This is a genomic window from Klebsiella sp. 141240, from assembly GCF_050600805.1.
In the GTDB taxonomy this organism is placed as follows: domain Bacteria; phylum Pseudomonadota; class Gammaproteobacteria; order Enterobacterales; family Enterobacteriaceae; genus Klebsiella; species Klebsiella aerogenes.
Genome location: NZ_JAQIRK010000002.1, coordinates 290510 through 303704 on the forward strand (window position 1 = coordinate 290510; position 13195 = coordinate 303704).

11 protein-coding genes are annotated in these 13195 nt (G+C 56.7%); 1 reads left to right on the forward strand and 10 read right to left on the reverse strand.

What is annotated here, in order from left to right:
* Window positions 1-36 precede the first annotated feature (36 nt).
* The 5 genes from PGQ95_RS04375 to betI form a co-directional block, all read right to left on the reverse strand.
* Entirely contained in the window at window positions 37-768 is a 732-nt protein-coding gene (locus PGQ95_RS04375; protein ID WP_430917088.1) for a phosphodiester glycosidase family protein, read from the reverse strand.
* Between the two features lie 48 nt (window positions 769-816).
* A complete protein-coding gene (locus PGQ95_RS04380) occupies window positions 817-1932 on the reverse strand; it encodes a YbdK family carboxylate-amine ligase (protein ID WP_316553591.1) in 1116 nt (371 codons plus the stop codon).
* Window positions 1933-2091: 159 nt separating this feature from the next.
* Complete coding sequence (betA, locus tag PGQ95_RS04385) at window positions 2092-3756, reverse strand: choline dehydrogenase (protein WP_430917090.1); 1665 nt, start codon at window positions 3754-3756, stop codon at window positions 2092-2094.
* 14 nt (window positions 3757-3770) lie between these two features.
* Window positions 3771-5243, reverse strand: coding sequence for a betaine-aldehyde dehydrogenase (gene betB / locus PGQ95_RS04390; RefSeq protein ID WP_048230691.1), 1473 nt, complete (start codon window positions 5241-5243; stop codon window positions 3771-3773).
* Between the two features lie 11 nt (window positions 5244-5254).
* On the reverse strand, window positions 5255-5848 hold the full coding sequence (betI, locus tag PGQ95_RS04395; protein ID WP_171829429.1) for a transcriptional regulator BetI: 594 nt from the start codon (window positions 5846-5848) through the stop codon (window positions 5255-5257).
* Between the two features lie 128 nt (window positions 5849-5976).
* On the opposite strand from betI, the gene betT reads away from it, so the two are divergent.
* Window positions 5977-8010 (forward strand): choline BCCT transporter BetT, encoded by a 2034-nt coding sequence (betT, locus tag PGQ95_RS04400; protein ID WP_015704693.1) that lies wholly within the window; start codon window positions 5977-5979, stop codon window positions 8008-8010.
* 67 nt (window positions 8011-8077) lie between these two features.
* Here betT and PGQ95_RS04405 read toward each other — a convergent pair whose 3' ends face one another.
* The 5 genes from PGQ95_RS04405 to PGQ95_RS04425 form a co-directional block, all read right to left on the reverse strand.
* A complete protein-coding gene (locus PGQ95_RS04405; protein WP_271032740.1) occupies window positions 8078-9109 on the reverse strand; it encodes a methionine synthase in 1032 nt (343 codons plus the stop codon).
* A 26-nt stretch (window positions 9110-9135) separates the two neighbouring features.
* Complete coding sequence (locus PGQ95_RS04410) at window positions 9136-10116, reverse strand: DUF1852 domain-containing protein (RefSeq protein ID WP_308958343.1); 981 nt, start codon at window positions 10114-10116, stop codon at window positions 9136-9138.
* Between the two features lie 275 nt (window positions 10117-10391).
* The gene (locus PGQ95_RS04415) at window positions 10392-11177 is read right to left on the reverse strand and encodes an SDR family oxidoreductase (RefSeq protein ID WP_430917093.1); all 786 of its coding nucleotides are present in this window, start codon (window positions 11175-11177) and stop codon (window positions 10392-10394) included.
* 88 nt (window positions 11178-11265) lie between these two features.
* Window positions 11266-12063, reverse strand: coding sequence for an SDR family oxidoreductase (locus tag PGQ95_RS04420; RefSeq protein WP_020079384.1), 798 nt, complete (start codon window positions 12061-12063; stop codon window positions 11266-11268).
* 62 nt (window positions 12064-12125) lie between these two features.
* Entirely contained in the window at window positions 12126-13193 is a 1068-nt protein-coding gene (locus tag PGQ95_RS04425; RefSeq protein WP_015367789.1) for an ABC transporter permease, read from the reverse strand.
* Window positions 13194-13195: the final 2 nt, after the last annotated feature.

Consider the following 13195-nt stretch of genomic DNA (forward strand, 5'->3'; position numbering starts at 1 on the left):
GTCCGGCGCCCCTTCAGGATTGAGCGGGCGCCATTTTCATTTAGCCAGGTTTTTTCTTTCTACGGTTATCATGGTGACGAAAGGGTGATACTGCCACGGTATGCCGCCGCCCTTTTGATACATTTTTGAAATCGTGCCGTCGAGGTACAGCATCTGGCGCACGTGGAGTTTGGACTGCGCGTAACAGGCAAAATCGTAGAAATTGGTTTCGCGCTCGCTAAGCATAAATACCACCCGTCCCTGTTTATCAATGCCGACGCCGTTGCGCAGCTTACGCGAGCTGGCGGAGGGCTTCAGCCGCCAGTTAATGGCGCCGTTTTCAATCAGCATCGGACCAGACTGCACGGCGTAGGTTATCTCAGGCGATGGCGTAAACTTGTTGATAGGCGTTATTCCCGCCCGCTGGCCCTTCAGCCAGAATACGCCGCCGGGGCGAATGAAAAAGTTGCCGCCGCCGGAGGCGCGGTTGAGGGGCTTTATCTGCTCGCCATTTTCGATATACAAGCCCAGCGGTTCGTAGGCCTTATCGTATATCCCGCCGTTCATCACCATCTGGACGCGGTCGTCTTTATTGATATCCGCAAGCAGCGAGCGTAGCGATCCCCAGGCTTTGCCATTTTGCTTTTGCCAGTACATCACGATGCGCTCTTGCTGCGGATTAACCGTATAGCTTTGCAAGGTCAGCGTTGGGTCGGTGAGCGTACAGGCAGCATGGGTAAAGGCGGTGAAGGGAAGAAGCGCAAGAGGGAGCAGGCGGCGTAATAACATGAACAATCCTTTTGAATATCCTGCGCCGAGTATACCCGTTTCGCTTCCTTATGCCGCCCAAATCTCGCAATGCTTTTGTACCAGGCCGATCAGCGAACCGCCGTTGGCGATGAATTCGCGCATCTGCTGCGCTTCGCTGATGGTGGACCTGGCCTGGCGCACAACCGATTCCAGCGCCGCGCTGGCGTGCACCTTATGGGCAAAGGGCGCCAGTCTGTCGGCTAACTGTAGAATGTTCGCGCGGATGCTTTGTTGTTCGCCGGACCAGACATCGGTTATCACCCCGTCGAGGCCGTAACGACAGGCCTGATAGCGGTTGAAAGGGTAGAGGAGGTAATCCTCCGGCTGATGTTTAAACGGCCGTTCGCTCAATAGCCAGCAGGCCAGCGTCTGGATAAATCCGGCAATATTCACCGCCTGGTTAATTGTCAGCGGCGTATCCATCACCCGCACCTCGACGGTACCGAAAACCGGACTCGGGCGAATATCCCAGTGTAGATCCTTCATGCTGTCGATCATACTGGTGTAGCTCAGGCGGCGGAATAAACGCTGAAAGGCCTGCCAGTTCTCTACCCACGGCATCGGCCCGTTATCGGGATAGGAAGAGAAACGGTTCAGACGCGAGCAGGCAAAGCGGCTGTCGGTGCTGTCGAACCACGGCGAGGCGGCGTTGAGGGCAATAAAGTGCGGTACAAAGCGTGACAGCCCGTGCAGCAAATAGATGGCGTCGTCGCCGTTCTGACAGCCGACGTGGACATGTTGGCCAAACACCGTCGCCTGCTTTGCCAGATAGCCGAAGTGCTCGACGGTTTTCACATAGCGCGGGTTATCGCTGATTTGTTGACGCTGCCAGGCGTGGAAAGGATGCGAACCGCCGCCGCAGATTTGCAGGTGGTGACGGAGAGCGGCGCGCTGTACCGCCTGATGGATGGCGCCGAGCTGTGCGGTGGCGTGGCTGATATCGCGACAGATGCCGGTCGCTATCTCCAGCATGCTTTCGGTGATGTCGTGTTTGGCCTCTCCCGCCGTCAGTTCGCGTTGGACATCGGCAATCAGCGTGGAGGCATCCTGGCTGAGGTCGTATCCCGGCGGGTTAACGACCTGCAACTCCAGCTCAATACCAAGCGTAAAAGGCGCTGAGACATGAAAATCAGGTAGCGTCATCGTCTTTCTCCTGTCCCCGCTTAAACTGCAAGTATAGGTGAAGCGCAGTGAGTGCGGACGGGATGAGAAAACCCCGGTGGCGCTGTCGCTTACCGGGGCTACAGAGTTGTACTATTTGGTCGCCCGGATGAGCGCAGCGCAATCCGGGGATCTGCTCGTTTAGCGGCGAACCGGCGCGTCGCCGGCGACATAGTAGGCCGCGGTGCTGCGCGGTAACGGCTGACGTCCGCGAATGGCATCGGCCATCTTCTCGCCAATCATGATAGTGGTGGCGTTCAGGTTGCCGGTAATAATCTGCGGCATAATCGACGCGTCGACGACTCTCAATCCTTCCATGCCGTGGACGCGGCCTTCGCCGTCGACCACCGCCATGTCGTCGTACCCCATCTTACAGGTGCCGCACGGGTGGAACGCGGTCTCGGCGTGATTACGCACAAACTCATCTAACTCCGCATCGCTCTGGCACTCAACGCCAGGGCTGATTTCGCGCCCGCGATACTTATCCAGCGCCGGCTGGTTCATGATTTCGCGGGTAATACGGATGGCGTCGCGGAACTCCTGCCAGTCCTGGTCGCTCGACATATAGTTGAACAGGATTGCCGGATGGGCATGCGGATCGCGCGATTTCAGACGCACGTGACCGCGGCTTGGTGAACGCATCGAGCCAACGTGGCACTGGAAACCATGCTCTTTAACCGCATTGGATCCATTGTAGTTAATCGCCACCGGCAGGAAGTGGTACTGAATATTCGGCCAGGCGAATTCCTCGCGGCTGCGGATAAATCCGCCCGCTTCAAACTGGTTGCTGGCGCCGATCCCGGTGCCGCCGAACAGCCATTCCGCGCCGATTTTCGGCTGATTCCACCATTGTAGCGCCGGGTACAGCGATACCGGCTCTTTGCACTCGTACTGCAGGTACATCTCAAGATGGTCCTGCAGATTTTCACCGACGCCGGGCAGGGCGTGGACCAGCGGAATATCAAACTGGCGCAGGAGTTCCGGATTGCCGACCCCGGAACGCTGCAGAATTTGCGGCGAGGCGATGGCGCCGGCGCAGAGCAGCACTTCTTTATTGGCCATTGCTTTCGACGGCGCGCTGCTGTCGCCTTCCAGCCACTCGACGCCAACGGCGCGTTTGCCGTCAAAAATAATGTGATCGGTCATGGCGTGGGTGCGGATGGTCAGGTTCGCGCGGCTGCGGGCCTGATCGAGATAGCCGCGGGCGGTACTGGCGCGACGTCCCTGCGGCGTCACGGTGCGGTCCATCGGGCCAAACCCTTCCTGCTGATAACCGTTGAGATCGTCAGTACGCGGATAGCCCGCCTGCACGCCGGCTTCCACCATCGCATGGAATAGCGGATTATTATTCTGTTTCGGCGTAGCGACGCTCACCGGACCATCGCCGCCGTGATAGTCGTTAGGGCCGATGTCGCGGGTTTCCGCTTTCCGGTAATAGGGCAGGCAGTCGAGGTAGCTCCAGTGTTCCAGCCCCGGCGCGGCGGCCCAGTTATCAAGGTCCATGGCGTTGCCGCGGATATAACACATGCCGTTAATCAGCGAGGATCCGCCAAGCCCTTTACCGCGTCCGCACTCCATGCGGCGGTTGTTCATATAGGGTTCCGGTTCGGTCTCATAGGCCCAGTTGTAGCGTCTGCCCTGTAGCGGGAAAGCCAGCGCGGCGGGCATCTGGGTACGGAAATCAAAACGATAATCCGGGCCGCCCGCTTCCAGCAGCAGGACGGTGGTGTTGGGATCTTCCGTTAAACGCGTCGCGAGGACGTTGCCGGCGGAGCCGGCGCCAATAATGATGTAGTCAAACTGCAAAAATGACCTCCTGGTTAAAATATGGATTGAAACTGACCCATCTCAACCTGGATGGATTTCACTTGGGTATAGCTCTGTAGCGTCATCACGCCGTTTTCTCGGCCAATGCCGGAGTGTTTATAGCCGCCGACCGGCATTTCCGCCGGCGATTCGCCCCAGCTGTTTATCCAGCAAATGCCGGCTTCCAACTGGTGGATGATGCGGTGAGCGCGGTTCAGATCCGGCGTGACCACGCCAGCGGCAAGGCCGTACTCGGTGGCGTTGGCGCGGCGAATCACTTCCGCTTCATCGTCATAGCTGAGAATCGACATCACCGGCCCGAAGATCTCTTCGCGCACGATAGTCATGTCGTCGGTGCAGTCGGTGAAGACCGTCGGAGCGACCCATGCGCCATTATCGAAGCCTTCGCCTTTCAGCACATCGCCGCCGCACAGCAGGCGAGCGCCTTCGCTTTTGCCGCTCTCGATATAGCGCAGGACATTCTGCCGATGCGGGAAGCTGACCAGCGGGCCGAAATTGGTATCATCGGCAAACAGGTCTCCGGCGCGGATACGGCCCACGCGCTGCAGGATCTTGTGTTCAAATTCGGCTTTAAACTTCGCGGGCACAAACACGCGGGTGCCGTTGGTGCAGACCTGTCCGGAGCTGTAGAAATTGGCCATCATGGCGATATCGGCGGCGAGGTCGAGGTTGGCATCTTCCGCGATAATCAGCGGTGATTTACCGCCCAGCTCCATGGTCACCTCTTTTAAAGAAGAGGCGGCGGAATTGGCCATGACTTTTTTGCCGCTGGCGACGCCGCCGGTGAAGGAGATTTTGGCGATATCCGGATGCTCGGTCAGGTACTGGCCGGTTTCGGCGCCGATCCCCGGCAGGACGTTGAAGACCCCTTCCGGCAGACCCGCTTCGCGGTAGATTTCCGCCAGCTTCAGCGCGGTGAGCGGAGTGACTTCGCTCGGTTTAAAGATCATCGCGTTACCGGCGGCCAGCGCCGGGGCCGATTTCCACAGGGCTATCTGGATCGGGTAGTTCCAGGCGCCAATACCGGCGACCACGCCAAGCGGCTCGCGGCGGGTGTAAACAAATGAACTGTCGCGCAGCGGGATCTGGCTGCCTTCCAGCGCCGGGATTAATCCGGCGTAGTACTCCAGCACATCGGCGCCGGTCACGATATCAACGGCGGCGGTTTCGCTCAGCGGTTTGCCGGTATCGAGCGTCTCCAGACGCGCCAGCTCATCGTTACGTTCGCGCAGGATATCAACCGCTTTACGCAGGATCCGCGAGCGCGCCATTGCGCTCATCGCCGCCCATACTTTTTGCCCCTGTTGGGCGCTTTTTACCGCACGGTCGACGTCTTCACGCCCGGCGGCCTGGACGGTTGCCAGCACTTCCCCAGTGGCAGGGTTGATGGTCTCGAAAGTTTTACCGCTGGTGGCGGCGACAAACTTGCCGTGAATATAAAGCTGCTGTTCGGCCATTCGGGACATGGTTTCCTCCATTATTGCGAAGTCGGTGGCAGATACTGCCTGATGAAATGGTCGGCGAGTGTTTCGGCACGCGTTTTGTCGAGCGGTTTACCGCTTAACGCCGCCCGCAGCCACAGGCCGTCGATCAGCGCCGCCAGACCGTAACCTGCTTCCTGCGCCTGCTCGCGGGGTAGCTGACGCTGAAACTCATACACGATGTTCGACAACAAACGCTTACTGCTGACCTGCTGCAGGCGATAGAGCATCGGCTGATGCATACTGCTGGCCCAGAAGGCGAGCCAGGCCTTCATCGCCGCGCCGCTTATCTGGCTGTCATCGAAATTGCCGGCGACGATGGCCCGCAGGCGCCGTTCAGCGCTGGCGCCGGGTAGCGCCCGCAGCCGCTGTAACACCGCATGGCGTAGCTGGCCGGTGATATCGCGCATCGTCGCTTCCAGCAGTCCGTTTTTATCCTTGAAATAGTGGCTGATGATGCCCGTCGATACGCCCGCCCGGCGGGCGATCTGCGCGATGGTGGCGTCATGCATGCCGACCTCATTAATCGCCGCCAGCGTGGCGTCGATCAGCTGCCGCTGACGTATCGATTGCATCCCCAGTTTTGGCATTTCCCGGACTCCATTCATCAGATTTGTTTATCTATTAAAGCGGTTTTTGATTGGACGTTCAATATAAAATGTGTCTTAATTGTTGCCGATTTGCTTTTTAATAGTTGCAATAAATGTAAGGAGAATGGATGACAGACCTTTCGCCGAGCAGAGAAAAGGACAAAATCAATCCGGTGGTTTTTTACACTTCCGCAGGACTGATTTTGTTGTTTTCCCTGATGACTATCTTCTTCAGCGATTTTTCCGCGGCCTGGATTGGCCGTACCCTGAACTGGGTTTCTAAAACCTTCGGCTGGTATTATTTACTCGCCGCCACGCTGTATATCGTGTTCGTCGTCTGTATTGCCTGTTCGCGATTCGGTTCGGTGAAGCTGGGGCCGGAACACTCGAAGCCGGAGTTCAGCGTGCTGAGCTGGGCGGCGATGCTGTTTGCCGCCGGTATCGGCATCGACCTGATGTTTTTCTCGGTCGCCGAACCGGTCACGCAGTATATGCAGCCGCCGGAAGGGGCGGGACAGACCATGGAGGCGGCGCGCCAGGCGATGGTGTGGACGCTATTCCACTACGGCCTCACCGGCTGGTCGATGTACGCCCTGATGGGAATGGCGCTGGGATACTTTAGCTATCGTTATAATTTGCCGCTCACCATCCGCTCCGCGCTCTATCCAATCTTCGGTAAAAAAATTAATGGCCCTATCGGCCACAGCGTCGATATCGCCGCGGTGATCGGTACGATTTTCGGCATCGCCACTACCCTCGGTATCGGCGTGGTGCAGCTCAATTACGGCCTGAGCGTGCTGTTCCATATTCCTGATTCATTGGGCGCAAAGGCGGCGCTGATTGTATTGTCGGTGATTATCGCCACCATTTCGGTGACCTCTGGCGTGGATAAGGGCATTCGTATCCTTTCCGAGCTCAACGTGGTACTGGCGCTGGGGCTGATCTTATTCATTCTGTTTATGGGCGATACTGAGTTCCTGCTCAATGCGCTGGTGTTGAACGTCGGGGATTACGTCAATCGCTTTATGGGAATGACGCTGAACAGCTTTGCCTTCGACCGCCCGGTTGAATGGATGAATAACTGGACGTTATTCTTCTGGGCCTGGTGGGTGGCGTGGTCGCCGTTTGTCGGCCTGTTCCTGGCGCGTATTTCGCGCGGGCGCACCATTCGGCAGTTTGTGGTCGGTACCTTAATTATTCCGTTCACTTTCACCCTGCTGTGGCTGTCGGTATTCGGCAATAGCGCGCTGTATGAAATTATTCACGGCAATGCGGATTTTGCCGCCGAGGCCATCGCTCACCCGGAGCGCGGTTTCTATAACCTGCTGGCGCAGTACCCGGCGTTTACCTTTAGTGCTTCGGTCGCCACCATTACCGGCCTACTGTTTTACGTCACCTCAGCGGACTCCGGCGCGCTGGTGCTCGGCAACTTCACTTCGAAGCTGAAGGATATTAATAGCGATGCGCCGAACTGGCTGCGCATCTTCTGGTCGGTGGTGATTGGCCTGTTGACCCTCGGTATGCTGATGACTAACGGCATCTCCGCGCTACAGAACGCGACGGTGATCATGGGGCTACCGTTCAGCTTTGTGATTTTCTTCGTGATGGCGGGATTATATAAGTCATTGAAGGTAGAAGATTATCGCCGCGAAAGCGCCAATCGCGACACTGCGCCGCGCCCGCTTGGCGTACAGGATCGTCTGAGCTGGAAAAAGCGCTTGTCACGCTTAATGAACTATCCCGGCACGCGCTATACCCGCCAGATGATGGAGACGGTATGCTTCCCGGCGATGGAAGAGGTGGCGCAGGAGCTGAAGCTGCGCGGCGCTTACGTTGAGCTGAAAAGCCTGCCGCCGGAAGAGGGCGATAACCTTGGTCACCTCGATCTGCTGGTGCATATGGGCGACGAACAAAACTTCGTCTACCAGATTTGGCCGCAGCAGTACTCGATTCCCGGTTTTACCTACCGGGCGCGCAGCGGCAAATCGACCTACTACCGTCTTGAGACTTTCCTGCTGGAGGGGAGCCAGGGCAATGACCTGATGGATTACAGCAAAGAGCAGGTGATCACCGATATTCTCGACCAGTACGAGCGACACCTGAACTTTATTCATCTACACAGGGAAGCGCCGGGGAATAGCGTAACGTTTCCGGGGATGTAAACCCGCTTTTGATATGGCGTCATGTTTTCAATGACGCCTTGTTTCAGAAGTGAACGGCTGGCGGCGATTATTTCGCCACCAGCTCCCGGCGAATGATTTCCGCCCCGGCGCTTAGCGCATGAAGCTTACCGCTGGCGACCTGACGCGATAACGGCGCCATGCCGCAGTTGGTTGATGGATAGAGCTTGTCGGCGTCGACGAACTGCAGGGCTTTGCGTAGCGTGCTGGCCACCTCCTCTGGCGTCTCAATGGCGTTGGTCGCCACATCGATTGCGCCAACCATTACTTTCTTGCCGCGGATGAGCTCCAGCAGGTCCATCGGTACGCGCGAGTTATGACACTCCAACGAAATAATATCGATAGAGGAGGTTTGGAGTTTCGGGAACGCCTCTTCATACTGGCGCCATTCGGAGCCGAGCGTTTTTTTCCAGTCGGTATTGGCCTTAATACCGTAGCCATAGCAGATATGCACGGCGGTTTCGCATTTCAGACCTTCAACGGCTCTTTCCAGCGCGGCGATTCCCCATTCATTGACTTCATCAAAAAAGACGTTAAATGCGGGTTCATCAAACTGAATAATATCTACCCCGGCGGCCTCTAATTCCCGGGCTTCCTGGTTGAGAATTTTGGCAAATTCCCACGCCAGTTTTTCACGGCTTTTATAGTGGTTGTCATACAGGGTATCGATCATCGTCATTGGCCCAGGCAGGGCCCATTTAATCGGTTTGTTGGTGAGTTGACGCAGGTATTTTGCATCTTCCACAAACACCGGCTGCTGGCGTTCGACGGCGCTGACTACGGTCGGCACGCTGGCGTCATAGCGGTTGCGAATTCTCACCGTTTGCCGTTTCTCAAAATCGACGCCGCTGAGATGTTCAATAAAGGTGGTGACAAAGTGCTGACGCGTCTGCTCGCCATCGCTCACGATATCAATGCCTGCGCGCAGCTGATCGTCCAAGGATAAACGCAGCGCATCGCGTTTGCCTAGTACTAACTCTTCATTCTGTAATTTCCACGGTGACCACAGCGTCTCGGGCTGCGCCAGCCAGGTCGGTTTCGGTAAACTGCCTGCGGTGGATGTCGGGAGCAATGTTTTCATACAGGTGACCTTTATTTTTTTATGATTTAGAGAGCGTAATGAGCTGACCATTGCTCAAGAATATGCTGGTACGGCTTAATAAACTGTTGTTCGGTAAATTTGCCCTGTTCAATCGCCAGGCGGCTGCGCTCTTCGCGGTCATAAACAATCCGGGTCAACGAATGATCCTGATTATTCAGGTTCGGCTGATAGCACTGCCCGGCCGCGGAGTTAGCGTTATAAATTTCCGGGCGATAAATCTTCTGGAACGTCTCCATCGTGCTAATAGTGCTGGCAAGCTCAAGGTTGCTGTAATCGCTGAGCAGATCGCCCGCGCAGAAGAAGGCCAGCGGCGCTACGCTATTGGTCGGCATAAAGTAACGCACCTGCAGGCCCATCTTATTGAAATAGGCCTCGGTCAGCGCCACGCCATCCTGCTGGTACTCGACGCCGAGAATAGGGTGCTGATTGCCGGTCCGGCGGTAGGTATGCTTATTGGATACGCTCAGGCAGATGACCGGCGACTTTTTAAAACATTCATGGTATTCGGCAGAGCGTATGAAATGTTTGAAAATATTGCCATGCAGAACGCCATAATTTTCCGGCACGCTGAATGTGGCTTTATCTTTATTATATTCCGGCAGTAATACGCTAAAATCATAATCGCGCACATAAGAGGAAAAGTTATTCCCAACAATACCTTCGATTCGCGCGTTGGTGGCTTTATCAATAATATTGGTTTGCAGAATCTCAATCACCGGGAATGCCGCATTGTGGCCGTTATCGGTAATATTCATCTCGACCGAAATAATATCGAGTTCGACGGAGTAACGGTCGCCGTGCGGATTATCCCACTGCACCAGGTTATTAAAGCGATTATCAATCATTGCCAGCGCATTGCGCAGGTTCTGCTGACGGTTTTCGCCCCGCGCCAGGTTGGCAAAATTGGTGGTAATACGCGTATTTTCCGCCGGGTTATAGTGTTCATCAAAACGACTACGTTTAATCGTAAAGGTAAAGTCTGTCATCGTCTCTTTCCACCCTGGGTTCTGATATAAAAATGCAGGTATTTCACATTCCCAGAATGACCTTGCGATTTATCTGGATTTATTATTCAGTAGCATTCATATTGTCTGCAGTTGCTGAAGACTATTTTTGCCAGAGTCATTGAGTGAGTGAAAGAGAGTTAATTTCAATACTGCATGAGCCATCTTCATGATCCATCATGTGCTCTGCGTAGATGTGCAAGACGGCTGAAGAAAACGCCCCGGCTTGTGCATCGTTAGCCGGGGCAAGACCGGTTTTACCAGCAGACAAACCCGCCATCGACCACCAGGTCAACACCGGTGCAGAATGAGGCGGCGTCGCTGGCGAGGAACAGCGCCGGGCCGGCCATCTCTTCTACCTTCGCCATGCGCTGCATCGGGGTCTGGCTTTCAAACTCGCGGGTCTGATGCACCATCTCCGGGCGGGTATTCATCGGCGTGGCGGTATAGCCGGGGCTGATGGCGTTGACGCGGATCCCTTTATCAACCCACTCCATGGCCAGGCTTTTCGACAGATGGATAACGCCGGCTTTCGAACAGTTGTAATGCGCCTGATCGAGGCCGCGGTTCACGATAATCCCCGACATCGAGGCGATATTGATAATCGACCCGCCGCCAGACTCCTGCATTAATTCCGCTTCTGCTTTGCAGGAGTTCCATACGCCGGTGAGGTTGATATCGATAACCCGCTGCCACTGCTCGCTTTCCATCTCCAGGGCCGGATTGGCGTTGGCGATCCCGGCGGCGTTAACGGCGATATCGAGGCGGCCAAAGCGGCTTTTTGCCAGCGCAACGCCGGCGCGCAGGTCGGCAAGCTGGCGGACATCGCCGGTATAAGAACAGGCCTGACCGCCGATGGATTCAATATGGCTGACCGTTTCCGCCAGCCCGCCGTCTTCGCGAAGATCAAAACAGACCACCCGCGCGCCGGCGCTGGCGAGCGCGCAGGCGATGGTTTGGCCGATGCCGCTGCCGGCGCCGGTCACGAAAGCGACGCGCTCCTGCAGGTTAAACAGCTGCTGTGCAAAGTCTTTGCCGATCATAGTGATTACTCTCTTCAATATAGTGTCGAACCTCGGGAGCCCGGTTTCCCGGATGGCGGCGCGTAGCGCCTTATCCGGGCTACCGCGTTCAGGACATAATCAAACCGCCATCGATATTGATGGTCTGCCCGGTGAGGTAGCGTGCATCGTCGGAGGCGAGGAAGGCCACCAACCCGGCCACGTCTTCCGGCTTACCGGCACGCTTCATCGGGATCCCTTCGACCCATTCCGCCATCAGTTCGCCCTTGCCGTAGCGCTTCTGCTCGGTGCTGAGAATTTCTCCCCACACGCGATCGTTGTAATCCCACATTTCGCTTTCGATGATGCCGGGGCAGAAGGCGTTGACGGTGATGTTCCACGGCGCCAGCTCGTGCGCCAGGCTTTGGGTAATACCGATCACGCCCATTTTGCTGGCGGCGTAGTGCGGCGTGTAGATAAAGCCCTGACGCCCCTGGCCGGAAGAGGTGTTAATCAGGCTGCCGTGGTTCTGTTTCACCATATATTTAGCGGCCTCGCGGCAGCACAGCCACACGCCGGTAGTATTAACCGCGAGCACTTTTTCAAAATCGGCTTTTGGCATCCGATCGTAGTAATCAATGGTGATCACCCCGGCGTTCTGAATGGAGACGTCAATGGCGCCGAAGCGCGCGGCGGCCTGCTCATACAGCGACTGTACCTGCGCTTCGTCGGTCACATCGACCTGCAGCGATAAAATATCCGCCTGATAGCGCTGACGCAGGGTTTCGGCGGTCTCGTGAACGCGCTCGGCGTTGGAGACCATCACCAGATTAGCGCCGTCGCGGGCAAAGCGCTCCGCAATACCTGCGCCGATGCCGCGGCAAGCGCCGGTGATAACTACCGTTTTATTATGGAAATCTCGTTGCATATTTTTTCCCTTTCGATAAGCCGGGCGCCGGGCCCGGCGGAATACGTGAATATGGTTGCCGATTAGCTGGAGGTGGCGCCGTTCGGCGGGATCGCGGCCAGCTTCTCTTCGTGGCGGCGCATCAGAATGACTTTGTTCTGCAGCTTCTGCTGGAACTGGTCGACGACAACGGCGGTGACGATCACCAGGCCCTTAATGACCATCTGCCAGAAGTCGCTAACGCCCATCATCACCATGCCGTCGGCGAGGAAGACGATCACGAAGGCGCCGATAATCGAGCCGGTCACCCGACCGCGGCCTCCTGCCAGCGCGGTTCCGCCGAGCACGGTGGCGCCGATGGCGTCCATCTCAAACATGTTGCCGGTCATCGGGTGGGCGGTTTGTAGCTGAGAGGCGACGATCAAGCCGACGAAGGCGGCGCACAGGCCGGAGAAGGCGTAGACGAAAATTTTGGCTTTGACGATCGGTACGCCGGCGAGGCGAGCGGCGGATTCGTTGCCGCCGATAGCGTAGATGTAGCGACCGAGCGGCGTTTTAGTCGTCAGCCAGTAGCCCAGTACCAGGAAGCCGATCATCAACCAGATCGGCAGATAAACCCCAAGCAGGGTACCGGAGCCCAGCGTGGCGAAACCGGTGTTGCCCAGCGCCTCCATACCGTTGAGGTTCGGGTAGGTGCTGCCGTTGTTAAACAGCAGGGCGGAGCCGCGGGCGACGTACATCATCCCTAAGGTACAGATAAACGGCGCGACGCCGAAGCGGGTAATCACCGCGCCGTTAACCAGCCCTACCAGCACGCCGAAGACCGCGACGCAAAGGATCACTTCAGGGACGTTAAAGAAGATGATGTCGCCGTTCCATAGCGGTAGCCCGTTGGTCAGCAGCGCGCCCGCGACCATCCCGCAGATACCCGCCACTGCACCGACGGACAGGTCAATGCCGCCGGTGAGGATCACCAGCGTCATACCGATGGCCAACAGGCCGGTAATCGCCACGTGCTGGGTCATGATCAGCAGGTTAGAGGCGGTCAGGAAGTTCGGTACCATCACGCTGAAGAATGCGATCACCAGCAGCAGGGCGATGAAGGTTCTGGCCTTCAGCAGGTACATATAAATCATATATTTCTGGTTCATGA